This is a genomic window from Neobacillus soli NBRC 102451, assembly GCF_001591665.1.
GTDB classification, from domain to species: domain Bacteria; phylum Bacillota; class Bacilli; order Bacillales; family Cytobacillaceae; genus Neobacillus; species Neobacillus soli.
In genome coordinates this window covers 1-21,995 of sequence record NZ_BCVI01000035.1, presented here as the reverse complement: position 1 = coordinate 21,995, position 21,995 = coordinate 1, and the positions used below count along the sequence as shown (strand labels likewise).

General features: G+C 40.9%; 20 protein-coding genes and 1 tRNA gene. 8 read left to right on the top strand and 13 right to left on the bottom strand.

From position 1 onward, the window contains the following. Positions 1 to 566: 566 nt before the first annotated feature. Entirely contained in the window at positions 567 to 1,859 is a 1,293-nt protein-coding gene (locus BSO02S_RS12715; protein WP_066067495.1) for a DEAD/DEAH box helicase, read from the top strand. Between the two features lie 42 nt (positions 1,860 to 1,901). Here BSO02S_RS12715 and BSO02S_RS12710 read toward each other — a convergent pair whose 3' ends face one another. The 11 genes from BSO02S_RS12710 to BSO02S_RS12660 form a co-directional block, all read right to left on the bottom strand. After that, the gene (locus BSO02S_RS12710) at positions 1,902 to 3,440 is read right to left on the bottom strand and encodes a solute symporter family protein (protein WP_066067492.1); all 1,539 of its coding nucleotides are present in this window, start codon (positions 3,438 to 3,440) and stop codon (positions 1,902 to 1,904) included. After that, entirely contained in the window at positions 3,440 to 3,766 is a 327-nt protein-coding gene (locus tag BSO02S_RS12705) for a DUF485 domain-containing protein (RefSeq protein WP_084375009.1), read from the bottom strand. Before BSO02S_RS12705 ends, BSO02S_RS12710 begins: the two co-directional genes overlap by 1 nt. A gap of 373 nt (positions 3,767 to 4,139) precedes the next feature. Then, positions 4,140 to 4,856: an ABC transporter ATP-binding protein gene (locus BSO02S_RS12700; protein WP_066067486.1), complete on the bottom strand. Its 717-nt coding sequence runs from the start codon at positions 4,854 to 4,856 to the stop codon at positions 4,140 to 4,142. Further along, positions 4,853 to 5,623 (bottom strand): ABC transporter ATP-binding protein, encoded by a 771-nt coding sequence (locus tag BSO02S_RS12695; RefSeq protein WP_066067483.1) that lies wholly within the window; start codon positions 5,621 to 5,623, stop codon positions 4,853 to 4,855. Before BSO02S_RS12695 ends, BSO02S_RS12700 begins: the two co-directional genes overlap by 4 nt. A 31-nt stretch (positions 5,624 to 5,654) precedes the next feature. Beyond that, on the bottom strand, positions 5,655 to 6,626 hold the full coding sequence (locus BSO02S_RS12690; protein ID WP_066067480.1) for a branched-chain amino acid ABC transporter permease: 972 nt from the start codon (positions 6,624 to 6,626) through the stop codon (positions 5,655 to 5,657). Positions 6,627 to 6,628: 2 nt separating this feature from the next. Next, positions 6,629 to 7,534, bottom strand: coding sequence for a branched-chain amino acid ABC transporter permease (locus BSO02S_RS12685; RefSeq protein ID WP_066067477.1), 906 nt, complete (start codon positions 7,532 to 7,534; stop codon positions 6,629 to 6,631). A gap of 89 nt (positions 7,535 to 7,623) precedes the next feature. Further along, complete coding sequence (locus tag BSO02S_RS12680; protein ID WP_066067474.1) at positions 7,624 to 8,769, bottom strand: branched-chain amino acid ABC transporter substrate-binding protein; 1,146 nt, start codon at positions 8,767 to 8,769, stop codon at positions 7,624 to 7,626. Between the two features lie 342 nt (positions 8,770 to 9,111). Beyond that, on the bottom strand, positions 9,112 to 10,356 hold the full coding sequence (locus tag BSO02S_RS12675; RefSeq protein ID WP_066067473.1) for an NAD(P)/FAD-dependent oxidoreductase: 1,245 nt from the start codon (positions 10,354 to 10,356) through the stop codon (positions 9,112 to 9,114). Then, positions 10,353 to 10,685: a (2Fe-2S)-binding protein gene (locus tag BSO02S_RS12670; RefSeq protein ID WP_066067470.1), complete on the bottom strand. Its 333-nt coding sequence runs from the start codon at positions 10,683 to 10,685 to the stop codon at positions 10,353 to 10,355. The genes BSO02S_RS12675 and BSO02S_RS12670 overlap by 4 nt, the downstream gene beginning before the upstream one ends. Next, positions 10,682 to 10,954: a (2Fe-2S)-binding protein gene (locus BSO02S_RS12665; RefSeq protein WP_066067467.1), complete on the bottom strand. Its 273-nt coding sequence runs from the start codon at positions 10,952 to 10,954 to the stop codon at positions 10,682 to 10,684. Before BSO02S_RS12665 ends, BSO02S_RS12670 begins: the two co-directional genes overlap by 4 nt. Positions 10,955 to 11,176: 222 nt before the next feature. Beyond that, entirely contained in the window at positions 11,177 to 12,850 is a 1,674-nt protein-coding gene (locus tag BSO02S_RS12660; protein ID WP_066067465.1) for a sigma-54 interaction domain-containing protein, read from the bottom strand. Positions 12,851 to 13,020: 170 nt separating this feature from the next. Between BSO02S_RS12660 and BSO02S_RS12655 the strand changes: the two genes are divergently transcribed. The 7 genes from BSO02S_RS12655 (at position 13,021) to BSO02S_RS12625 (ending at position 20,496) form a co-directional block, all read left to right on the top strand. After that, positions 13,021 to 14,196, top strand: a complete 1,176-nt coding sequence (locus BSO02S_RS12655) for an NAD(P)/FAD-dependent oxidoreductase (protein WP_066067463.1) — start codon at positions 13,021 to 13,023, stop codon at positions 14,194 to 14,196. After that, positions 14,193 to 15,230: a proline racemase family protein gene (locus tag BSO02S_RS12650; protein WP_066067460.1), complete on the top strand. Its 1,038-nt coding sequence runs from the start codon at positions 14,193 to 14,195 to the stop codon at positions 15,228 to 15,230. The genes BSO02S_RS12655 and BSO02S_RS12650 overlap by 4 nt, the downstream gene beginning before the upstream one ends. Continuing rightward, positions 15,227 to 16,180, top strand: coding sequence for a proline racemase family protein (locus tag BSO02S_RS12645; RefSeq protein ID WP_066067457.1), 954 nt, complete (start codon positions 15,227 to 15,229; stop codon positions 16,178 to 16,180). Before BSO02S_RS12650 ends, BSO02S_RS12645 begins: the two co-directional genes overlap by 4 nt. A gap of 70 nt (positions 16,181 to 16,250) precedes the next feature. Then, the gene (gene dapA, locus BSO02S_RS12640; protein ID WP_066067456.1) at positions 16,251 to 17,147 is read left to right on the top strand and encodes a 4-hydroxy-tetrahydrodipicolinate synthase; all 897 of its coding nucleotides are present in this window, start codon (positions 16,251 to 16,253) and stop codon (positions 17,145 to 17,147) included. A 166-nt stretch (positions 17,148 to 17,313) separates the two neighbouring features. Next, on the top strand, positions 17,314 to 18,318 hold the full coding sequence (locus BSO02S_RS12635; RefSeq protein ID WP_066067453.1) for a proline racemase family protein: 1,005 nt from the start codon (positions 17,314 to 17,316) through the stop codon (positions 18,316 to 18,318). 55 nt (positions 18,319 to 18,373) lie between these two features. Beyond that, positions 18,374 to 19,351, top strand: coding sequence for an ornithine cyclodeaminase family protein (locus BSO02S_RS12630; protein ID WP_066067451.1), 978 nt, complete (start codon positions 18,374 to 18,376; stop codon positions 19,349 to 19,351). 38 nt (positions 19,352 to 19,389) lie between these two features. Next, on the top strand, positions 19,390 to 20,496 hold the full coding sequence (locus tag BSO02S_RS12625) for a M24 family metallopeptidase (RefSeq protein ID WP_066067448.1): 1,107 nt from the start codon (positions 19,390 to 19,392) through the stop codon (positions 20,494 to 20,496). A 92-nt stretch (positions 20,497 to 20,588) separates the two neighbouring features. Here the strand turns inward: BSO02S_RS12625 and BSO02S_RS12620 are convergent. Further along, positions 20,589 to 20,661: transfer RNA gene (locus tag BSO02S_RS12620), tRNA-Ala, on the bottom strand. Between the two features lie 86 nt (positions 20,662 to 20,747). Beyond that, the gene (locus BSO02S_RS12615; protein WP_066067445.1) at positions 20,748 to 21,443 is read right to left on the bottom strand and encodes an MgtC/SapB family protein; all 696 of its coding nucleotides are present in this window, start codon (positions 21,441 to 21,443) and stop codon (positions 20,748 to 20,750) included. Positions 21,444 to 21,995: the final 552 nt, after the last annotated feature.

Below are 21,995 nucleotides of genomic sequence, written 5' to 3'. Positions count from 1 at the left end.
TATCCAGATTCTTCTTTACTTCGACAATCCGATTGATTTTTAGCTTTAAAGTCGAAGTAGAACCCATCTACTTCGATGTTTCCCTGGATTTTAGACTAGAAAGTTGAAGTAGAATCTGTCTACTTCGATGTTTCCCTGGATTTTAAGCCAGAAAGTTGAAGTAGAACCCATCTACTTCGATGTTTCCCTGGATTTTAGACTAGAAAGTTGAAGTAGAATCTGTCTACTTCGATGTTTCCCATAATTTTGGACTAGAAGATCGAAGTAGAACTCATCTACTTCGATCTTACCGTGGATGCTGACTCACAAAAAAGATTTAGCATTCCTTTAGGTCCTATTTTTAGGCTCTTACGACATATTTCCGGACACTTACTACCTCATTTACAAAACATACGACATCTCCTGGATATCAATTGGATATTACCTGGGGGATCCGCTTTTCCTCTTTATTCCCGATTTTGGGCATGACGATGTCTGCTTAATGATGTATTTTTACCGTAAAGTTGCAATTGTGCCGATAAACAATCAATATAAATAGATAGGTAATATAGAAAGTAGGGGTATGTTTGTCAGATTTTTTATCATTAGGGATTTCTGAAGTAGTAGTCGAAAAATTACGCGGCCAAGGTGTTGCCAAACCAACACCGATTCAAGAGCAAGCCATTCCATTTGTAATGAAGGGTAACGATATTATTGCCCAGGCGCAAACAGGAACAGGGAAGACGTTTGCCTTTATTCTGCCGATTCTTGAAAAAATTAATCACGATGCTGATCATGTTCAAGCACTTGTCGTCACACCAACAAGGGAATTAGCCTTGCAAATTACAGCCGAATTTGAAAAAATGATTGCTGATATAGAGGGAGTAGATGTCTTGGCTGTTTATGGCGGGCAGGATGTCGCGAAACAGTTAAAAAAATTAAAGAGGAATCCGCAAATTGTTGTTGGAACACCTGGAAGGCTATTAGATCATATAAGAAGAGAAACGGTCCGACTTTCAGAAATTTCTTTCCTTGTTTTGGATGAGGCCGACCAAATGCTTCATATTGGCTTTCTTGGTGAGGTAGAAGATATCATCAGGGAAACACCTGCAAGCAGGCAGACGATGCTGTTCTCAGCAACCATTCCACCTGAAATTCGTCAATTGGCAAAAAAGCATATGCGTGAACCAGAATATATTCAAGTAGAAAAAACACAGGGACCCGCTGACAATGTCAACCAGGTAGCGATTCATACAACGGACCGTGCAAAACAAGGAACGCTCATTCAATTAGTAGAATCGTATCGCCCCTTTTTAGCGGTTATTTTTTGCCGGACAAAACGCAGGGTAAGTAAACTATATGATGTCCTGAAGGCAAACGGCTTTTCCTGCGATGAATTGCATGGTGATTTGTCCCAAGCTAAGAGAGAACGAGTAATGAAGCGCTTCAGGGATGCCGAGGTTCAATTGCTGATTGCTACAGATGTGGCAGCAAGAGGATTAGATGTCGAAGGGGTTACCCATGTGTTTAACTACGATATCCCTCAAGACGCGGAAAGCTATGTCCATCGAATCGGCCGAACCGGCAGGGCGGGAATGACTGGATTGGCCATCACCTTTTATTCTTCAGCAGATGAGCCAATGCTTGAGTTAATAGAAAAAGAATTAAACATCACGATTCAAAAACAAAACAATGGAGCGGAAAAAGAAAATATGAGGAACATCGCCACCGCTCCAAAAGAGAAAAGTGGAATGAATAAAGAAAAACACAAAAGGTCAGGCGGGACCTTTAAAGGAAAACAAACAAATTCAAATTCCCGATCCTTTTCGTCTGGAAGAAGCAGTACGAAAACAGGTACGGGAAGAAAAAAGCAAAGGTAATGAGAAATGGGACTGAAATTAATTTCAGTCCCATCCGCTTACTTATCCATTAATCCCAATTCCAGTATTCGATTTAACCAATACTTCCTCATATTTTTTTACATCCGCTTTTTGGCTGGAGAAGATTGTTCCTAGGTAACCTGCAAGGAATCCAAGCGGTATGGAAACAATCCCTGGTGTTGTATATGGGAAGATAGGTTTACCTGTAAAAATAGCCTTTCCGGCTTCCGGACTGATCACACTTGGGCCGATGAGAACTAATCCGATTGCTGAAATGAGCCCAACCACCATCGCCCAAATGGCACCTGTTGTATTAAAGCGTTTCCAGTAAATCGTGTATAGAATGACTGGCAGGTTTGCACTTGCGGCTACTGCAAAGGCTAATGAAACAAGGAAGGCGACATTAAGTGTTTGCGCCCCTAATGCAAGAATAATAGAAATAACAGAAACACCTACCGCGGCCCAGCGTGCCATACTAACCTGCTGCTTTTCTGTTGCTTTTCCTTTTCTTAAAATGACATTATAGAAATCATGGGCAAACGCAGATGCTGCCGTCAGAACAAGCCCTGCCACAACGGCTAGAATGGTTGCAAAGGCTACTGCTGAAATAAAGGCAAACAGCATGTTGCCTCCGAGCGCTTTTGCTAACAGTGGTGCCGCCATATTTCCGGCAGGATTTGCTGCGATAATCGTGCTGTTACCCACAAACGCCGCTGCACCGAAGCCAAGGAAGATTGTCATTACATAGAATATGCCGATTACCCATGTGGCATAAACAACAGATGAACGTGCTGTTTTCGCATCCTTTACCGTAAAGAAACGGACAAGAATGTGGGGAAGCCCGGCGGTTCCAAGCACAAGTCCCATGTTTAACGAAATCGTATCAAGACCATCGTTGTATTTTACGCCTGGATTTAAAAATGATTCTTTTAGAGGTGTTGCCGTTTTCATTTGGGCAAACATGTCGGTAATACTCCAGTTGAATTTGGAAAAAACAATCAGCGAGATGACTAAGGTACCGCCCATTAAAAGGACTGCTTTTATGATTTGCACCCAGCTTGTTGCATGCATTCCTCCAAAAATAACATAAACGGTCATCAAAACCCCAACGATTAAAACGGATGTAGTATAGCTTAAACCTAATAATAATTTGATTAGTGCACCAGCCCCAACAAGTTGAGCAATCATATAAAAAATAGAAATTGTAACGGTGTTCATCGCAGCAAATCCACGTACTTTTTTTGCATCAAATCTTGCTGCAATCATATCCGCAAAGGTATATTTTCCAAGGTTTCTAAGTGGTTCAGCTACTAAATAAAGAACAACTAGATAGGCAACAAGGAAACCAATACTATAAAAGAATCCATCAAAACCCGTTAAGGCGACCGCCCCGGCAATTCCTAGGAAAGAGGCAGCGGACATATAATCACCGGCGATAGCCAGTCCATTTTGCCAGCCGGTCAACCCACCGCCTGCCGTATAAAATTCACTTGCATTTTTTGTTTTTTTAGAAGCGTAATATGTAATGATTAACGTTACAAAAACGATTCCAAGAAACATGATAAAAGCGGGAGTATTCATCAGTTATTTCTCCCTTCTTGGATAACCGTATTCGCTAATTTATCAAATCTGGCTGCCTTTTTGGAGTAAAGCATACACAATACCCATGTCATGACAAATTGTAAGAAGGCAAAAACCCATGCCCATGTAATGCTGCCGATAAACTTGTGATTTAACACGGTTGAATAGGAGGTTAAGATAGGCAGTGCAAAATAAAAACAAAAAAAGAAAATAGTGATCGGGATGATAAACTTTTTCTTTTCGGAGAGTAACTGTTGAAACGATGGTGATTGAACAATAGAACTGTAATCGCTTTCAGAATTAACTTTAATTTCCCGTGCCTCCAATGGAAGCGCCCCCTCTCGCAATAAAAACCTTTGTTCAAATTTGAGGTCAAAATAAAAGGCAATGCTGAATGGTCATAGGATGAAGAAAAATAATGCGGCAAGATAAATCTCTAGAGGATACCAAATAATAACTTGAGCTATCACCTCCTTAAATTGATATTTTTTCTAAATTTTGTGAATTATTATATTTATTATTATAGTTTTAATTATATTTAAGACGCAAGAGGGATTTTTACCTAAAAATTTATTTATACTAAAGCGCAAATAAAACAGAAAAACAGCACTTAATGCTTGTGCTGTTTTTCTTGTCTTTCAATGATACTTTCGGGTGGACTAAAAGAAGACAATTTTTTTAAAAAAATCAAAGCTTCCGTTAAGCACCTAAATAAGCTTTAATAATCTTATCATCCTCACGTAATACTTCGGCTGTATCGTGCATGATTATATTTCCTATTTCAATTAAATATCCTCTGTTTGCCAAGCGCAATGCGGATTTTGCATTTTGCTCGATTAACAAAATGGTTGTTCCTTGTTTGTTGATCTCCTTGATAATTCTCATAATCTCTTGAACAATGATAGGGGCCAGTCCCATCGAGGGCTCATCCAGCATCAGAAGCTTCGGGTCGCCCATGAGACCGCGGCTGATGGCAAGCATTTGCTGTTCACCGCCGCTAAGTGTACCGGCTGGCTGTTTCGCCCGTTCCTTTAATCGAGGGAACAGATCAAATGAGCGTTCGATTCCTTCTTTCACCCATTTCTTGTCCTTTCTGAAGGTAAAGGCGCCTAATTCCAGGTTCTCTGTGATGGTTAACCCACCGAAAATTCGTCTGCCTTCAGGTACATGAATAATCCCTGATTCAACGATTTTATGAGGGGGGACACCAACCATACTTCGCCCGTTCCATTCTATTTCTCCAGATTTTGGTTTAATAAGACCGGAAATTGTTTTAAGGGTCGTACTTTTACCCGCTCCGTTGCTGCCAAGCAAGGCGACTATTTCTCCTTCGTTTATTTCCAAACTCAGATTATTTAACGCGCGAATTTTTCCATAGTAGGAATTTACATTCGTAAGTTTTAACAGGGATTTCAAATTACCTCCTCCTTTCCCAAGTATGCCTCGATTACCTTTTCGTTGTTCAGCACCTCATTAGGGGTTCCTTCAGCAATCTTACAGCCATAATCAATGACGGTGATATGTTCAGAGATTTCCTTGATTAATCCCATATCATGTTCGATCATTAGCACAGTAATATGGAATTCATCGCGAATACGCCGAATAAGCTGAATCAAGTATTGCTTTTCTTCAAAATTCAAGCCTGCAGCCGGCTCATCAAGAAGTAAAATTTTTGGCTTTGTGGCTAAGGCACGGGCAATTTCCAAATATCGTTGTGCACCATACGGCAAATTTTTTGCAGATCGCTGCATATATTTGCGTACCCCTACAAAATCAATGCACTCTTGTGCCACTTCCTCTATTAATCTTTCTTCTTCCTTTTGGCTCTTTGTATGGAATAATGCCCCCCAGACTGCTTCTTTCGTTCGGCAATGCATCCCTGACTTGACATTATCTAATGCGGAAAGGTTAGGAAATAAACGAAGGTTCTGAAAGGTACGGGCCATTCCTAATTTTGTTATTTGACTAGGTTTTTTATTTACCAAACTAGTACCATCTAATTCAATTTCCCCGCTAGTTGGTCGATAAAATCCAGTAATCATGTTAAACACCGATGTTTTTCCGGCACCATTTGGACCGATTATACTGGATATGGAGTTTTTTTCGACAGTAAAAGATAAATCATTAACGGCTAGTAATCCTCCGAATTGAAGTTTTAGATTCTTCACAGTTAAAATAGACATGCGATACCCCCTATGGAGTTAATAGATAAAATTAAACAGATATCGAGTGGTTTTTATCATTCGTTTCCTCTTCAGGGTCGGAACGATCCTCTGTTTCATATTTTTTCGGTAAGATCCCTTGAGGACGGAATATCATCATAATGACTAAGGCCACACCGAATATTAAATAACGCCAATCTTCTGCCCCGCGCAGGACTTCTGGAAGGACAATGACCAATGCTGCACCGATAACAACCCCTGGAATACTGCCTAGCCCTCCTAATACAACCGCAAGGAGAATCATAACAGATTGCAGGAAACTAAAACTTAATGGAGCGATGGCACTCATTTTTACTGCAAATATTGATCCGGCTAAACTGCCAATGACAGCGCCTGTTGCATAGGATAATAATTTAAGGCGAATGCGGTTGATTCCCATCGCTTCAGCGGCGTCTTCATCTTCGCGAATATATACCCATGCGCGACCAATTCTAGAATGACCTAATCGATAGACAACCAAAACAGATAGGATGGCGATAATCAAAATTAAATAATAAAAATCTTGTTGCGATGACAGCACGTAACTGCCGATGGTTGGTCTAGGAATTCCATAAATCCCTGATGCTGATCCTGTAATATCTAAATTTATCGCTAATATTCGCACGATTTCACCGAAGCCAAGGGTAACAATGGCCAAATAATCACTTCTTAGTCTTAGTGTTGGTGTGCCAACAATGATCCCAGCTATGGCAGCAAACAGTGCAGCGACAGGAAGTGTTAACCAGAAGGACCAATGGAAAGTGGTCATTAATATCGCTGTCGTATAGGCACCAACGGCAAAGAATGCGGCATAGCCCAAGTCGAGCAGGCCTGTATAGCCGACTACTATATTTAATCCTTGTGTGAGCACGACATAAAATAGAACGAGTGTTATGACATCCAGCCAATAGATATCCAGTAGAAATGGGAGAAGGAACATGGCAAGGACTAGCAGCAAGAGGGAATGCTTCTTATACTTTTTCATATTTACATCCGCTCCATTTCTTTTGCACCAAGTATTCCAGTCGGTTTAAATACTAAAAATAAAATGAGAATCCCGAACGCTAATACATCCTTCCACGAACCACCCAAGTAATATGTACCATAGGATTCAACAATCCCAAGGACTATACCGCCTATCATGGCACCGGTAATATTTCCAATCCCACCTAAAACAGCAGCTGTGAACGCTTTCAATCCAATGATGAAGCCCATCATAAAATTAATGGTTCCGTAATAAACTCCCGACATGATTCCTGCTCCTGCAGCCAAAAAGGCACCGATAAAGAAGGTAAGAGAAATAATGCGATAAACATTTATCCCCATTAAGCTGCAAGCTGCCTGATCCAAGGCGATAGCACGCATTGCCTTCCCATATATGGTTTTTTCAATAAAAAGTCGAAGCCCAATCATCAAAAGGGCAGATAGGACAATCAACCCGATTTGAGCAAACGAGATTTGCGCACCGATAATCTCTAATCCATTTTTAGGTAATTTGATCGGGTATACCTTATAAGAAGCTCCCCAGCCAATCATGGAAGCATACTCTAATGATAATGAGACTCCAATTGCGGTAATAAGGATTGAAAGTCTTGGGGCCGTGAGCAGGGGACGATAAGCAATTCTTTCCACACCCATTCCGGCGAGGCCAACAATAATCATGGTGACGATAAAAACAGCTCCAATACCTAGTAAGCCGGTATTTAGCCCGCCGTCTCCAGTAAAAAAGGAGAGTAGTGCATAGCCTATAAAAGCACCGAGCATATAAAAATCACCATGGGCAAAGTTTAGCAGTTTGATAATCCCGTATACCATCGTATATCCTAAAGCAATTAAACTGTAAAAAGCACCCATAACAAGTCCATCAAAAAATATTTGTAAAAAAACATCCATTATTTTATCACTCTCTTCCGCTGTATTTGCTTGTAAAAGAATGAATATCGTTGGAGCTGTATTTAAACGGCTCCAACGAGTGATCTACTCTATTTTTCTAAAGTAAATTTTCCACCAACTACCTTCATCACATGGAAGTTTGATTGATTTAATGTATTTTTGTCACTAAATTCTATTACTTGTCCAATTCCTTCAAATGCTTTTGTCTCTTTTAATGCCTTTTTAATCTTATCCTGGTCCGTGGAATTCGCTCTTTTTAGGGCATCAACCAAAAGGTTCATCCCATTGTAAGAAAGGGCGGAAAATGGACCAGGGGACAAGTTATTGTATTTACTTTTATAATTTTTAACAAATTCTTCAGCACCCGGGATAAAATTAGCTGTTGGTGTTGCGGTTACTAACAGATCATTCGCTTCTTCAGACCCGGCAATATCAATAATATCCGGTGAATAACTTCCATCACCGACCATAAATGAACCTGAAACACCCTTTTGCTTAAATTGCTTAAGCATAAGGCCGCCGGCTGCATAATACCCTGTAAAATAGGTTCCGTCAGGTTTGAGTGACTTTAACTTTGTCATCAGTGATCCAAAATCTTTTTCTTCGGGATTAATGGCTTCGAAGGCAATGACCTTTCCGCCATTTTCTTCAACTGATTTTTTGGCGAAATCCGCTAAATCCTTCGCGTAGGCGGAGTTATCATGGATAATCGCAATGTTTTTAGCACCTTTATCCTTAAAATAATCTGCTCCTGATTTAGCCTGGTCAGGGACAAGTCCGTTTATTAAAAATAAAGTGTCATACCCTTGTTTAGGTAATTCTGATGAATTGGCTGCAGCTACAATCATCGGGATGTTTGCATTATGGAAAACACCTGATGCCGGCAATGTCGAGCCCGAGCAATAACCACCGACAATGGCAACTACTTTCTTAGAAACTAGCTTGTTAGCTGCGGTAGTGGCCATTTGCGGGTCACAGCCATCATCTGCCACTTCCAGTTTAATTTTCTTCTTCAAAACTCCGCCGTCGCTATTAATCTTTTCAACTGCCATTTTCATAGCATTCAACATGTCTTTCCCGTCTGTTGCGTTATTTCCTGTGACAGGCAAAAGGACCCCCACTAAAATCTCATCCCCGCTTGCACTATCACCTGATCCAGTTTTACTGGAACAAGCGCTTAAAAAAAGTGACAGGACAAGCACAAAACCTAATGTGATCATGAAATGTTTTCTCATTTTCATCCCCCTTGATTACTTTTTTAAAATGGCACTTTTTTACCTGGCTCCTACAAATGCATAACGATTTACTAGTAAATCACCTCCTTAATGAAAGGGCTTTCTAAAAAAAAGAGGGTTCACTGCTAAATCCAGTGTGAATAGAAAACCTTCAATTAAACGTTGCCCTTTTAGTTCATTAGTTTTATGGAGTGAAATCATAGTTGTCATCTTCATGAAATATATTAATCGATTTATTTCTGAAAGTATATAATTTTCTGACAATAATTTCAGTAACTGGGTATTTTAGAATGTGGCCTTTTTCTATAAAAGTGACAAAAAACAAGTGCTTCTAGTTATTTTTTAAACGATCTTCTTTGGGGAATCTTCGCGATTATTATTTGCATAAAGATCATCCCAAAGTTGATTCATTTTGCTTCTTCCACTGTTGATTTCAGGATTGAATTGGATAGCAGCATGCTGCCTTACGGTACGGACGTTTTTTACAGCTTGCTGTAGCTGCTCGTCGATGGTGCCTGCTCCTTTTCCGACGTGTTTGGCGATGGATAGGCCTGCGGTTGTTCCTTGGGCCATGGCAATTTTTCCGCTCTCAATACCGGTAATATTGCCTGCAACAAAAAGCCCTTCAAGAGGGGTTTCCATCGTTTCTGAATGATGGGGAACATGTCCGCCAAGTTCCGGAATGTATTGAAACGGGCATCCGGCGACGGCGGTCAGTTCTGCAAGCGGGTACAAGCCCCCTGCGATACAAACGAAGTCTGCTTCGTAAATCGTTTCAGAACCAGCAATAATCGTACCATTCGCGTCAATATCGGCTATTCGGACCCCTTCCACGTGATCCTTACCGATGATTTCAATGGCTGCTTTGCGAAGTTGGAGCGGTGTACCATTTACCTTCACGCCATTTTTAGGATAAAAATTCAACCCGATTTTTCTTATCCAGTCTCTTCTCATGAAACGGCTTCCAAACCGTAAAAGCGGTGATGGGGCAAGGTGGGCTGCATTTAAGAGTGATTTCATGACTTCTTCTGGCTCGCCGGCTTTTTGACTGATCTGGTTTCTTTCAGGTAGAACGATGCGATCGACTGTTATTCCGGCCAGTTGTAATTCATTCAATATCGCAAAGGCTAAAATATTCGCCCCGATAATGATTCCTTTTTTACCAACTTGGACGCGGTGAACATTCGTCATTACTTGAGCAGCCCCAATCGACATCACACCGGGAAGTGTCCAGCCGGGGAGAGGGATTGGATATTCAGCTGCACCCGTTGCCACTAACACAAAAGGCGCAGTCAGGGTTCCTGAATTTGTGTATACATTCCAAAGATGATTTTCTTTTTCTAAATTGTAAACAGATACCCCGCATCGGATGTCGACTGATAACTTTCTTGCTTCCTGATGAAGGCGTTCTGATTCTTTGATTCCATTCCACCATTCACCGGAAGGTTCTTGATGAAGCTGCCCGAGTAATCTGCCGCCGGGCTTGATAAATTCATCAACGATGGTTACATTAAGCCCCGAACTGGCACAGGCAATGGCACCCGCCAATCCTGCCGGTCCACCGCCGATCACGATTACATCACTCATCGCTGCTCCACCATCCTTTTGAAAATGTTGGGATGCTGCTTGCCGCTTTCAACAATCATGTTTTTATTCACTACTGTTAAACATGCTCTTACGTTCGCTTGATCATTAACCGTTACACGGCATTCCATGCAGTGGCCGATATTGCAATAAATCCCCCGAGGTGTCCCGGATCCTTCATGAACCCGCAGTTTTCTAATCCCATTTGCTAAAAGTGCGGCAGCAATCGTTTCATTTTCATATGCCTCATATGTATTGCCATCAAACTGAAAGGTAATGATCTCCCGGTCAGCTAGTTTCCCTAAGATTGGATGGTCTATTATTCGGGTCATTGATTTTCACCTACCGTTCCAAATGTCACCGGTCGGATTGGGGGCTGATATTTTAACGGAATTTCACCTGGAGCAATGTTAGGAATGACACTTTCCAGGATTCTGTCCAATGAGGGCCTGCAAGTACGACCGCCGCAAAAGCCCATGCCCGCCCTCGTTCTTAATTTTAATTCTCTCGCTGTGCATTTATGTTCTTCCGCTGTCGCTTGAAGTTGTCCATATGTAACTTCTTCACAACGGCAAATAACAATTTCCCCCATGTTGGCCATGATATTTCCTCCTCTAATTTTTCTTATATAAATTTATTATGCAATAATCGTACCAACTTAGAGGGGGAGGGAATTATTTTATCCCGCATTAACGGGCAGTAAGACCCCCACTTCAAAAATTTGAGTAAACAAATAAGGATAATTGGGGGATCAACTGCCCGTAAAAGTCCGATTGGTTCAACTAACAATCAGTGGGGGATGGACCCCCCACTGATTGAAGTTTCACTGTAACCCAAGACGTTTCAATCGGTTGTATAAAGTGGCCCTCGTGATGCCAAGATGTTTAGCACATTCCAATTTGTTCCCGTCAACAATTCGTAACGCTCTTTCAATAACTTTTTTCTCGTGCTGATCCATTTCTTCCTGCAGCGATAAAATGGTGTCATCTATTTCTTGGGAGGCATTGGGTGAGATCATCCTGTTGGTTTCAAGGCCGACACTGCCTGCGGAAAACGGTAAATAATCTTTTTTTATTACTCCATCAGTTGCAAAGACAACGAGCCGTTCAGCAATATTGCGAAGTTCACGAATATTACCTGGCCAATGATAACGGAGCAGTTCCTGCATGACATCTGGAGAAAATTCATAAATTGGCCGTTGATACCGTTGTGAAAAATCATTTAAAAAATAATGCGTCAATTCAAAAATATCTTCGTGCCGCTCTCTTAGCGGGGGGATGTGGAGACTAACGACGTTTAAGCGATAATATAAATCTTCGCGAAACCGGCCTTTGCTCATTAATTCATGCAAATCACGGTTCGTAGCAGCGATCACACGAAAGTCGGCAATGATTTCCTTTTCTCCACCGACACGGTAATATTTCCGCTCCTGCAACACTCGCAGTAGCTTTACCTGCATTTCAAGCGGCATTTCTCCTACTTCATCAAGGAATAAAGTTCCTCCTTTTGCTAGTTCGATTTTCCCCTTTTTTCCCTTCACGTCCGCACCGGAGAAGGCGCCGCGCTCATATCCAAACAGCTCACTTTCAAATAAAGAAGGGGGGATAGCACCGCAATTAATAGAAATAAAGGGAGCTTTCGGCTTCTCGCTAGCATCATGAATGGCCTTGGCAAATACTTCTTTTCCAACACCGCTTTCGCCTAAAATTAGCACCGTTGATTTAACCGAACACACTTTTCTTGCCAAATGGATCGTTCTTTGAATAGTAGGACTGTTCCCTTTGATGGAATGAAACGGATCGGAAGAATCCTTGTATTTTGCCACTTCTTGCTCTAAACGGTGGACTTCGGTGGACATGTTAAATAATTTTTCGTTGAGTACGACTTGATTTGTAACATCTGTTTCTGAAACAACTGCGCCGATAATCCGGTTGTTAAAGTAAATCGGGTTAGAGTTAATTAAAACAAAAAGATCAGAACGGGGCTGATGGTAATGTCCAGTAATTTTTTTTCCCTTATACAGTGTTTGTAAGATTTCCAGTTTATTAGGGTCAAAAAAATCAGAAATATGTTGACCGATAATCTCTTGTTTTTTGACGGAGAAAATTTTTTCAGCACCTTCAGTCCAAGTGCGTACCCGTGCAGTTTCATCAATGACAGTAATGGAAGAATCAGTCGTTTGAATGACTGTTTCATAAAATGCCTCCAATTGTTTGTAGGCGTTATGAAGGAAACCGACCATTTGTTGAGCGGTTATAAAGCCGAGAGAAAGGTCGTTTTTATCAAGAATAACCACCACGGAATGACCGCTAAAAGACTGAATCAGGGTATCGAAGGAATCATCCTCCTTGATAACTTTGCAGGGAATGGCTGCTGTCTTTTCTGAAAGTCGAAAAAAAAATTCTCCATTTTTCTGTTCAATCATGTGTTTTTCAATCGATGCCTTCTTTAGATTATGATTTATCATAACTCTCACCGGTGGTAATAAAAATGCCATAATAACCTCCATATGTGTAAAAATTTATGAACACTGTAAAAATAATTATACACAACAATATGGAATATTTAAAATATTTTTACTATTGGGTATCCACTTTTGGAATTTTTGTTTGGCACACTACTTGCATTATTAGGAAGTAGATAATCAAACGAAAGGAGGAAGGTTTTGTGAGGCATTGCGACGTTTTAGTCATTGGTGGGGGGATTATTGGCTGTTCGATTGCCTATTATGCTTCTAAGTATGGCAGAGTTGTAACCATCATTGAAAAAGGGGAATTTGTCAGCGGCACCTCTTCCCGTTGTGACGGGAATATTTTGGCGATTGATAAAGATCCTGGCTTTGATAGCCAGATGTCTTTGTTCAGCCAGCGCTTAGTTGATGAATGGAGCAAAGATTTAGGAAACTCTTTTGAATATCGGGCACCGGGAAGCATTCTTGTTTGCGAATCAGATGAAGAAATGGAAGCGGCCAAGCGCTGGGTCGACCGTCAGAAAGCAGCCGGCCTTCCATTCAGAATGCTCGACCGCCAAGATATCCGTCAGGAATCTCCCTACTTTGCAGATGACTTGTTAGGGGGATTGGAATGCGCGACCGATTCCACTGTCAATCCCTATCTTCTTGCCTTTACGCTGCTAGAGGAAGCGAAAAAACAAGGAGCAAAGGCTTGGAAGCAAACCGAAGTAAAACAAGTGAAAAAAGAAGAAAATGGCACATTCACTGTGGATACGTCAAATGGAGTTTTTACTGCCGACCATGTGGTTAATGCAGCTGGGGTATGGGCACCGAGAATCGGAGAGATGCTTGACCTTTCGATACCGATCGAACCTAGAAAAGGACATATTATCGTAGCTTCAAGGCAGCAGCATGTCGGATCCCGCAAGGTGATGGAGTTTGGTTACCTAATTTCTAAATTCGGCGGGCAGCGCCATGTCGACCCAATTACTGAAAAATACGGAGTGGCCCTTGTTTTCGAACCAACGGAAAGTCAGAACTTTTTGATTGGAAGCAGCCGGGAATTTGTCGGCTTCAACACGAAGGTAAACAATGAGGTCATCAAATGCATAGCTAATCGCGCCATCCGCTTTTATCCGAAAATGGCGGATATGATGGTGATTCGTTCGTATGCGGGCTTAAGGCCGTGGACAGAAGACCATTTGCCAATCATTTCCCGTGTCGAGAATATCCCAAATTATTACATTGCCGCCGGCCATGAAGGAGATGGAATCAGCTTAGCCGCCGTCACAGGGAAAATTATCGAAGAACTGATTAATGAAAAAGAAACTTCGATACCGATTGAACCGCTTCGTTTTGATCGTTTTAAAGAAAGGGTGATAACAAGGTGAAGGCACATAAAGTATTTACAACGATTGATACACATACAGGCGGGAATCCGACAAGGACGGTCATTAGCGGTCTCCCGGAATTAGTGGGAGAAACGATGTCTGAAAAAATGCTTTATATGAAAGAGGAGTATGACTGGATTCGCAAACTATTAATGAACGAACCGCGCGGCCATGATGTCATGTCTGGAGCGCTGCTCACGGATCCCTGTCATCCGGAAGCAGATATCGGTGTGATTTACATAGAAACAGGAGGCTATTTGCCGATGTGCGGTCATGACACAATTGGTGTCTGCACGGCTTTAGTGGAGTCAGGACTAATTCCGATTCAAGAGCCAGTCACTTCAGTAAAATTGGATACACCTGCTGGGCTTGTCGAAGTAGAAATTGCTGTAGAAGGGGGCAAAGCGAAAGAGGTGTCCTTTTGCAATGTTCCTGCTTTTCTTTTAAAAAGTGTTTCCTTTGACGTCGAAGGGATTGGACAAGTGGATGCAGATATTGCCTACGGCGGGAATTTTTACGCGATCATTGATGCTAAATCGGTCGGGCTGGAATTAATACCGGAGAATGCTTCGCTGATTATCGAAAAAGCAATCACTATCCGAAACACGATTAATGAAAATACAGAGATTGTTCACCCTAAATATCCATTCATTCGCGGTCTTACCCATGTTGAATTTTATACCGATCCAACACATAAAGATGCCGACGTGAAAAATACAGTTATTGTCCCTCCAGGGGGAATTGATCGTTCACCGTGTGGAACCGGCACGTCTGCCAAACTAGCTGTGCTTTATGCCAATCAAAAAATTGCTCTCGGCAAAGAATTTATTCATGAAAGTATTGTCGGCTCGTTATTTCGAGGATCCATCCTTGAAACTACTAATGTGGAAGGTGTAGAGGCAGTGGTGACAAAAATTGCCGGATCCGCTTGGCTAATGGGCATGCACCGGTTCTTTTACCATGAAGGAGATCCGCTTAAAGAAGGGTTTCTGCTCATTCCCCCGATGGAACATGAAACGGAGGACGTGAAATGAAGATTCAAAAAGTGTATTCAACAACAGATGTCCATGTAGCCGGCGAGGCGTTCCGCATTATTCATAATGTACCATTTATCCATTATCAGAGCCTGGAGCAGCTGTATGAAAAGTTTCCGCAAATGTATGAAGAGGAGAAAAACCTATTATTAAATGAGCCTCGTGGGTTCGCTGGATTAAATGGCTGCCTTGCCCTTCCGCCGATTAGCCCGGAAGCGGATGCAGCAGTACTCTTTTTTACCCATGAGGGAACGGTCCCTGTTCATTACGGCGGCATCGTTGCCGTGATTACCGCTTTATTAGAATGCGGCCATTTGCAAACAAATGAAACAGGTGAATACAAAATCGAAACGGTCACCGGTGTGATCTCCGTTACCGCCATCGTCGCAGAGGAAGAAGTCGTTTCAGTTAGGCTGGAAAGCGATCCGTGTCAAGTGATCCAACAAGATGTCCCGCTCGCACATTCACGTTTAAACACAAAGTTTACCCTCGTGCAAGCGGACCTAGTCTATGCAGTGTTTGAGAAGCGCAATCTTCCTGTAGAGATTCGGGTGGAGGATCTATCTGAATTAAAAAGCTGGGCACGTACGGTGTTTCAGGCACTTGATTCAGAGGTCCAGGTACAAGCAGCCATTTTACTAGATGATTCTGCATTAGATGTGGGACGAATTAAATCAATAACGTTCCGAAAGGATCAATTTATCGTTCGTTCACCTGGCTTTGGACCAACGCTTGCTTGTTATACAAGTTTACTAGCTAAGGGAGCATTGCGTTCAGAACAAGGACTTGTGAATGAAAGTATTTTCGAAAGCCGCTTGGCAGCAAAAGTTGCTGAACAAGCAGAGAATGGTTATCAGTTTACCGTGACAAGCCGTGGTTTCATTACAGGTTTACAAACATTTGTATTAGATCCGACAGATCCTTTAGCAGCTGGGTTTTTATTAAAATAATTTTTAAAATGGATTCTATTAAATCAGAAAAATACTAATTTGATATAAAAACTTTGAGGAGGAGATGAACATGGCATCAATTAAAGGGGCATATCCCGTTTTGATTACACCCATGAATAAGGCGCAGGAGATTGACTGGGCCGGAGTGAAAAATAATGTGAACTACTTCGTAAATCAAGGCGTAGCAGGGATGGTGATCAACGGCAGTACCGGAGAATTCGTGAGTTTATCAAAAGAAGAAAGGTTTCAGATAGTTGAATTGGTTATGAAGGAAGTTAACGGCCGTATTCCAGTAATTGTTGGAACAGCTGCTGAAACAACGAAAGAAACCATTGAGTACACCAAACAAGCTGAAGCACACGGTGCTGATTGTGCATTGATCATTAACTCGTACTATTGCAAACCAAAGGAAGAAGAAATTTTATTCCACTTTAAAGAAATTTCTAATGCCGTGAATGTGCCGATTATGCTTTACAACAATCCGTTTACATCCGGTGTCGATATGAGCACAGAGCTGATGCTTAAAATTGGGAAAGAGTGTGATAGAGTCACACATATTAAAGAATCAAGCGGCGATATCCGCAAAGCACGAGATTTAGCAAGAGATGGAAAAGGCGATTTTGAAGTTTTCTGCGGCTCAGAAGATTTGGTCATGGAGTCCTATTTTGTCGGGGCAACAGGCTGGATTTCCGTTGCGGGGAACATTGTACCAAAGCTCGTGACAGACATGTTCAACCATTTTCAAAATGGTGAGCTAGAAGAGGCATGGGTGCTCAATAATAGCATTTTACCGCTATGTACATTCCTTGAAGGATCAGGGAAATATGTGCAAATTGTTAAACGTGCGATGGAGTTGAACGGCCAAGCAGGAGGACCATCCCGTTATCCGCGTTTAGGGTTAACACCTGAGGAAGATCAAAAACTTAAAGACATTTTAGCGAGCTTAACGGCCGTTTCAAGAGCATAAAAGCAAGGTTAGAATGTGCCGGGGATAGTTCCCCGGTAAATGTAAAAAGTGTTAATCAAAGGTAATTAACGAAATGGGTATAATACATACGCAAATGAAGATTCATACTTTTAGATAAAATTTTTTTATAAAGCGTGAAAATACAAAATCCAGAGGGGGAAAGAAAATGAATTTCAGTAAAATGTACACGACAGTGGATATGCATGTTTACGGTGAACCATTACGGATTATTACCGGTGGTCTGCCAGAAATAAAAGGCAGCACCCAATTGGAAAGACGTGCATACTGCATGGAGCATTTGGATCATTTACGAGAGGTTCTTATGTATGAACCACGCGGACACCATGGTATGTACGGTTGTATCATTACACCGCCAGCAAATTCACATGCCGATTTCGGCGTGTTGTTCATGCATAATGAAGGATGGAGCACAATGTGCGGCCATGGAATCGTTGCTGTTGTAACATATGGAATAGAAACGGGTATGTTCGATTTGACAGGTGGTAAACAAAAATTTGTTATTGATAGCCCTGCTGGAGAGGTCATTGCTTATGCAAAGTACAATGGTAACCAAGTGGAATCTGTCTCATTTGAAAATGTTCCTTCCTTTGTTTTTAAAAAGGATGTTCCCGTTAAAATTGAAGGATACGAATTTCAAGTCGACATCGCTTTTGGTGGAGCTTTTTATGCAGTAGTAAATAGTAAAGAATTCGGTCTTAAAGTGAATTTCAAAGATTTACCCGAGATTCAAACATGGGGCACGAAAATCAAACAATATATTGAAAGTAATATGGAAGTGAAGCACCCGCTTGAAGAGGATTTAAAAGGAATATATGGTGTTATATTTTCCGATGAGCCAAAAAAAGAAGGTGCTGACCTAAGGAATGTAACCATCTTTGCAGATGAGCAGGTCGATCGATCCCCTTGTGGGACAGGGACGTCAGCCAGACTAGCTACATTAGTAGAACAAGGTGTTTTAAAAGAAGGCGGGAGTTTCGTCCATGAATGTATTACCGATGGACAATTCATTGGTGAAGTGCTGTCAAGGACAAAGGTAGATGAATTTGAAGCGATTGTTTCAAGGGTTACCGGCCAGGCATTTATTACGGGATTCCACCAGTTTGTTATCGATCCAAGAGATCCATTGAAACAAGGGTTTTTATTGGCTTAAGTCTTTTTCAATAGTGAGTGCCCAGTTCCAGAAAAGCAGGGAGGGATGGGAAAGCATGCTAGTGATTAATGCAGAGGAACAGAAGAGTTTAATAGATATGAATGAAGTGATTGAACATGCAGCTAGTGCTCTAAAAGAATTTTCGGCGTCTAGGACGGTGACCCCAATCCGAGCGGCGTTGCCATTCTATGATTCTCAAAATACAGCGTTAGTGATGCCCTCGGTAGCTGAAGGGCTTGGCACATGGGGAATAAAAGTTGTAACAGTGGCACCAAATAATCCGAAAATAGGAAAGAAGACAATAAACGGACTTGTCATGCTATCAGACTTTGAAACAGGAGAGCCGCTTGCACTTTTGGAAGGGTCCTATCTAACGATGGTCCGTACTGGTGCCTTAAGTGGGGTAGCGACAAAATATTTAGCAAGGCAAGATGCAAAAATATTATCAGTTATTGGCACAGGGGGACAAAGTGAAGGGTTGGTTGAAGCAGTGCTTGCTGTGCGGGATATTGAAAGAATTATTGTTTCTAACCGAACAAGACAAAAAGCAGCCGATTTTGCTGAATACATTACGAAGAAGTTCAATAGGAATGTTCAAGTATATTCAGACCCAAATGAGGCAGTTCGTGAAGCGGATATTATCGTCACGGCAACAAACTCTTCTGCGCCCGTTTTTACTGAAATTTTAAAAACAGGTGTTCACGTGAATGCAATCGGTTCATTCAAACCTACGATGCAAGAACTTCCGTCACATGCCATTTCCACAGCTGATAAAGTAGTGGTGGAATCAAAAGAAGCAGCCTTAGAGGAGACTGGAGACTTGCAAATCCCGATTAACGAGGGAGTTTTTAAAGAAAGTGATATTTATGCAGAGTTAGGGGAAATCGTCAGCGGAAAGCGGAGAGGAAGAGAAAGCAACCAAGAAATAACCATATTTAAGTCAGTCGGACTGGCTGTTGTTGATATTGTAACAGCAAAATATGTTTACGAAAAAGCGATTCAAAACGGACTGGGTACTCGAATTCGCTTGTAAGTAAGCGCAAATATTCGCATCGATAGAGGAGTGTTTTTATGAGTGAGCAGTATCAAACCAGATTGAATGGTTTAGTTCAGTATTTGAAAGAACGGCAAGTGGACATGGCAATTGTAAATTCTCCTAAGAATGTATTTTACTATACAGGTTTTAACTCTGAACCATATGAGCGTTTCATGGCTTTAGTCATCGATCTGCGCAATGAAACCAATTATTTATTTGTTCCCGCACTTGATCAAGAGGATGCAGAGAAAAGTTCGTATGTAAAAAGGATTATTCCAATCTCAGACGAATCAAATCCGTATAAAGTGTTAAAAGATACAATCGGTGAAGGTGTAACGTCAATAGGTTTAGAAACGAAAAACGTTAGTTTATTTCAACAAGAACAGCTCAATTACTTCTTTTCTAGCTTTAGCTATCAAAATGTAGGAGAATTTATTTCCGGCCAGCGAATGAGGAAGTCCCCTGAAGAGTGCAAGAAGGTCCAAAATGCGGTTCTAGTGATTGAAAAAGTATTAAGCGAAGGAATTAAAAATTTTAAAAAAGGCATGACAGAACTAGAATTAACAGCTGAATTTGAATATTTAATGAGAAAGTTCGGTGCAGAAGGTCCTGCGTTTCCTACGACGGTATTATCAGGAGCAAAATCATCGTTACCACACGGAAGCCCTGATGGAAAGAACATTAACAACGGTGAATTCTTATTAATTGATATGGGTGTGATTGTTGATGGATATTGTTCAGACATTACGCGCACCTTCGTAATAGGCGAAGAAACAGTTGAACAGAGAAGAATTTTTGAGATCGTCCGAGAAGCTACAAGTGAAGGAGTTATTGCAGCGAAAGCCGGTGTTTTGGCCGGAAGTGTGGATATTGCTGCCCGTAATGTGATTAAAGCGAATGGTTATGGTCAGTATTATAATAACCGCGTGGGACATGGCTTAGGCATGGAAGTACATGAAGAACCGTCAATTCATGAAAAAAATGAATTAACTTTAGAGCCGGGATTTTTGTTTACTATTGAACCAGGTATTTATATTCCTGGATTCGGTGGCGTCCGTATTGAAGAAAATATATATATCGGAGAAGATGGAGAAGCAAAAGTACTTACAACCTTCCCGACGGAGTTAATTAGGTTGGGTTAATAATAGACAAAATGTAATTTAGAGAAGAAAAAAAACGAAAAAAGACCCATCATTTATATATGACGGGTCTTTTATTCAATCATTATTTCGTATGGAGAATAGGGGGCTCGAACCCCTGACCTTTTGGCTGCCAGCCAAACGCTCTCCCAGCTGAGCTAATCCCCCAATATGAGTGGTACAAGAAAAATTATATCTGCAAAATAAAATTCTTGCAAGAGAAAATTTGAAGAAAGGGAAAAAATATTTCGTCCTTAACCAATACTTTCTATTTCAACCTTGTTTACTCCGTCTAAATTCGAAACAGATGCATAAACTTCAGTCGTCTTTTCACGATAATCAACGGCCACTAATATTTGAACAAGATGATCCCCATTATCTAAATCCTTTATTTTTAGTCTGCGGACGATATACTTTTTTTCTAATAAAAAAGAAATTGCTGTATCAATCTGCGATTGATCCCTAATAAATAGTTGAAGCATAATTTCTTTTTCTCGTAATTGCTTAGGCCCAATAAGTTTCATTAAAAAAGGGATGAATTCTACACTGATAATTAGTAAGAAAACACCTGCGAACGCCTCAATGAAAAAACCGGCCCCTACGGCAATTCCAATACCAGCAGCCCCCCAAATCATAGCGGCAGTCGTTAAACCGGAAATACTGTCATTCCCTCTTCTCAATATGACCCCGGCGCCTAAAAAGCCAATCCCTGAGACAATCTGTGCTGCCAGCCGAAGAGGGTCCATCGTAATTTTGACATTATCCGAATTAGGAAACATGTAGGCAGACTGAATAGATACAATCGTCAGCAAACAACTAACCACGGAGATAACAAGACTTGTTTTAAGTCCCACTGGCTTTCTTTTTAATTCACGTTCAAGACCAATGATAAGGCCCAAAACAGCTGATATTCCCAACTTAATTAAAATATTCATATCAATACTGCTCATATCTATTCACGTCCATTATAAAAGAGTAGGTTAACTGAAGCTTTTTTTAAATTAATTCCTAATCAGTGGAACCCCCTAATTGGTGAGTGACTTGCCCTTCATGTATGTGCGTTAATAACAGCTTATTTATTATTCAATTAAAATGTTCGAAAAAGGCTATCTCTTATTACATATACAATTGTTGTTTATTTTATGAGTTTACTCACTCTTTTAATTAATACCAATTGCCGGCGTCTTGCTTTTTGTCTGGGTGAAAGAAGTAATAAAAGGATATATTAGGGCAGGACTAATATAGATGATAATGAAACTAAGAAAAATACATTTTGAAAAAACTTTTAAAATTATATTGCAAACATTTATTTATCATGTTATATTAATTCCTGTCCTCTTCGAGAGAGTCAACAACGAAAAAAAGAAATTAAAAAAAGTTATTGACATAACGAAGTGAGATATGATAAATTAATGAAGTCGCTTTTGAGCGGCTGATAAAAAAGTAAGACAAGAGCCAGTGAAAAGTCAATTAGAATTCTTCACTTGGAAATTATATTGTTC

Bases quoted from the DNA above. Each gene is read 5' to 3' on its own strand.
- BSO02S_RS12630 (WP_066067451.1), top strand. From the start codon at position 18,374: ATGCTAGTGATTAATGCAGAGGAACAGAAGAGTTTAATAGATATGAAT.
- BSO02S_RS12645 (WP_066067457.1), top strand. From the start codon at position 15,227: ATGAAGATTCAAAAAGTGTATTCAACAACAGATGTCCATGTAGCCGGC.
- BSO02S_RS12625 (WP_066067448.1), top strand. From the start codon at position 19,390: ATGAGTGAGCAGTATCAAACCAGATTGAATGGTTTAGTTCAGTATTTG.
- BSO02S_RS12675 (WP_066067473.1), bottom strand. From the start codon at position 10,356: ATGAGTGATGTAATCGTGATCGGCGGTGGACCGGCAGGATTGGCGGGT.
- BSO02S_RS12660 (WP_066067465.1), bottom strand. From the start codon at position 12,850: ATGGCATTTTTATTACCACCGGTGAGAGTTATGATAAATCATAATCTA.
- BSO02S_RS12635 (WP_066067453.1), top strand. From the start codon at position 17,314: ATGAATTTCAGTAAAATGTACACGACAGTGGATATGCATGTTTACGGT.
- BSO02S_RS12670 (WP_066067470.1), bottom strand. From the start codon at position 10,685: ATGACCCGAATAATAGACCATCCAATCTTAGGGAAACTAGCTGACCGG.
- BSO02S_RS12710 (WP_066067492.1), bottom strand. From the start codon at position 3,440: ATGAATACTCCCGCTTTTATCATGTTTCTTGGAATCGTTTTTGTAACG.
- BSO02S_RS12615 (WP_066067445.1), bottom strand. From the start codon at position 21,443: ATGAGCAGTATTGATATGAATATTTTAATTAAGTTGGGAATATCAGCT.
- BSO02S_RS12695 (WP_066067483.1), bottom strand. From the start codon at position 5,623: ATGTCTATTTTAACTGTGAAGAATCTAAAACTTCAATTCGGAGGATTA.
- BSO02S_RS12665 (WP_066067467.1), bottom strand. From the start codon at position 10,954: ATGGCCAACATGGGGGAAATTGTTATTTGCCGTTGTGAAGAAGTTACA.
- dapA (WP_066067456.1), top strand. From the start codon at position 16,251: ATGGCATCAATTAAAGGGGCATATCCCGTTTTGATTACACCCATGAAT.
- BSO02S_RS12685 (WP_066067477.1), bottom strand. From the start codon at position 7,534: ATGGATGTTTTTTTACAAATATTTTTTGATGGACTTGTTATGGGTGCT.
- BSO02S_RS12690 (WP_066067480.1), bottom strand. From the start codon at position 6,626: ATGAAAAAGTATAAGAAGCATTCCCTCTTGCTGCTAGTCCTTGCCATG.
- BSO02S_RS12680 (WP_066067474.1), bottom strand. From the start codon at position 8,769: ATGAGAAAACATTTCATGATCACATTAGGTTTTGTGCTTGTCCTGTCA.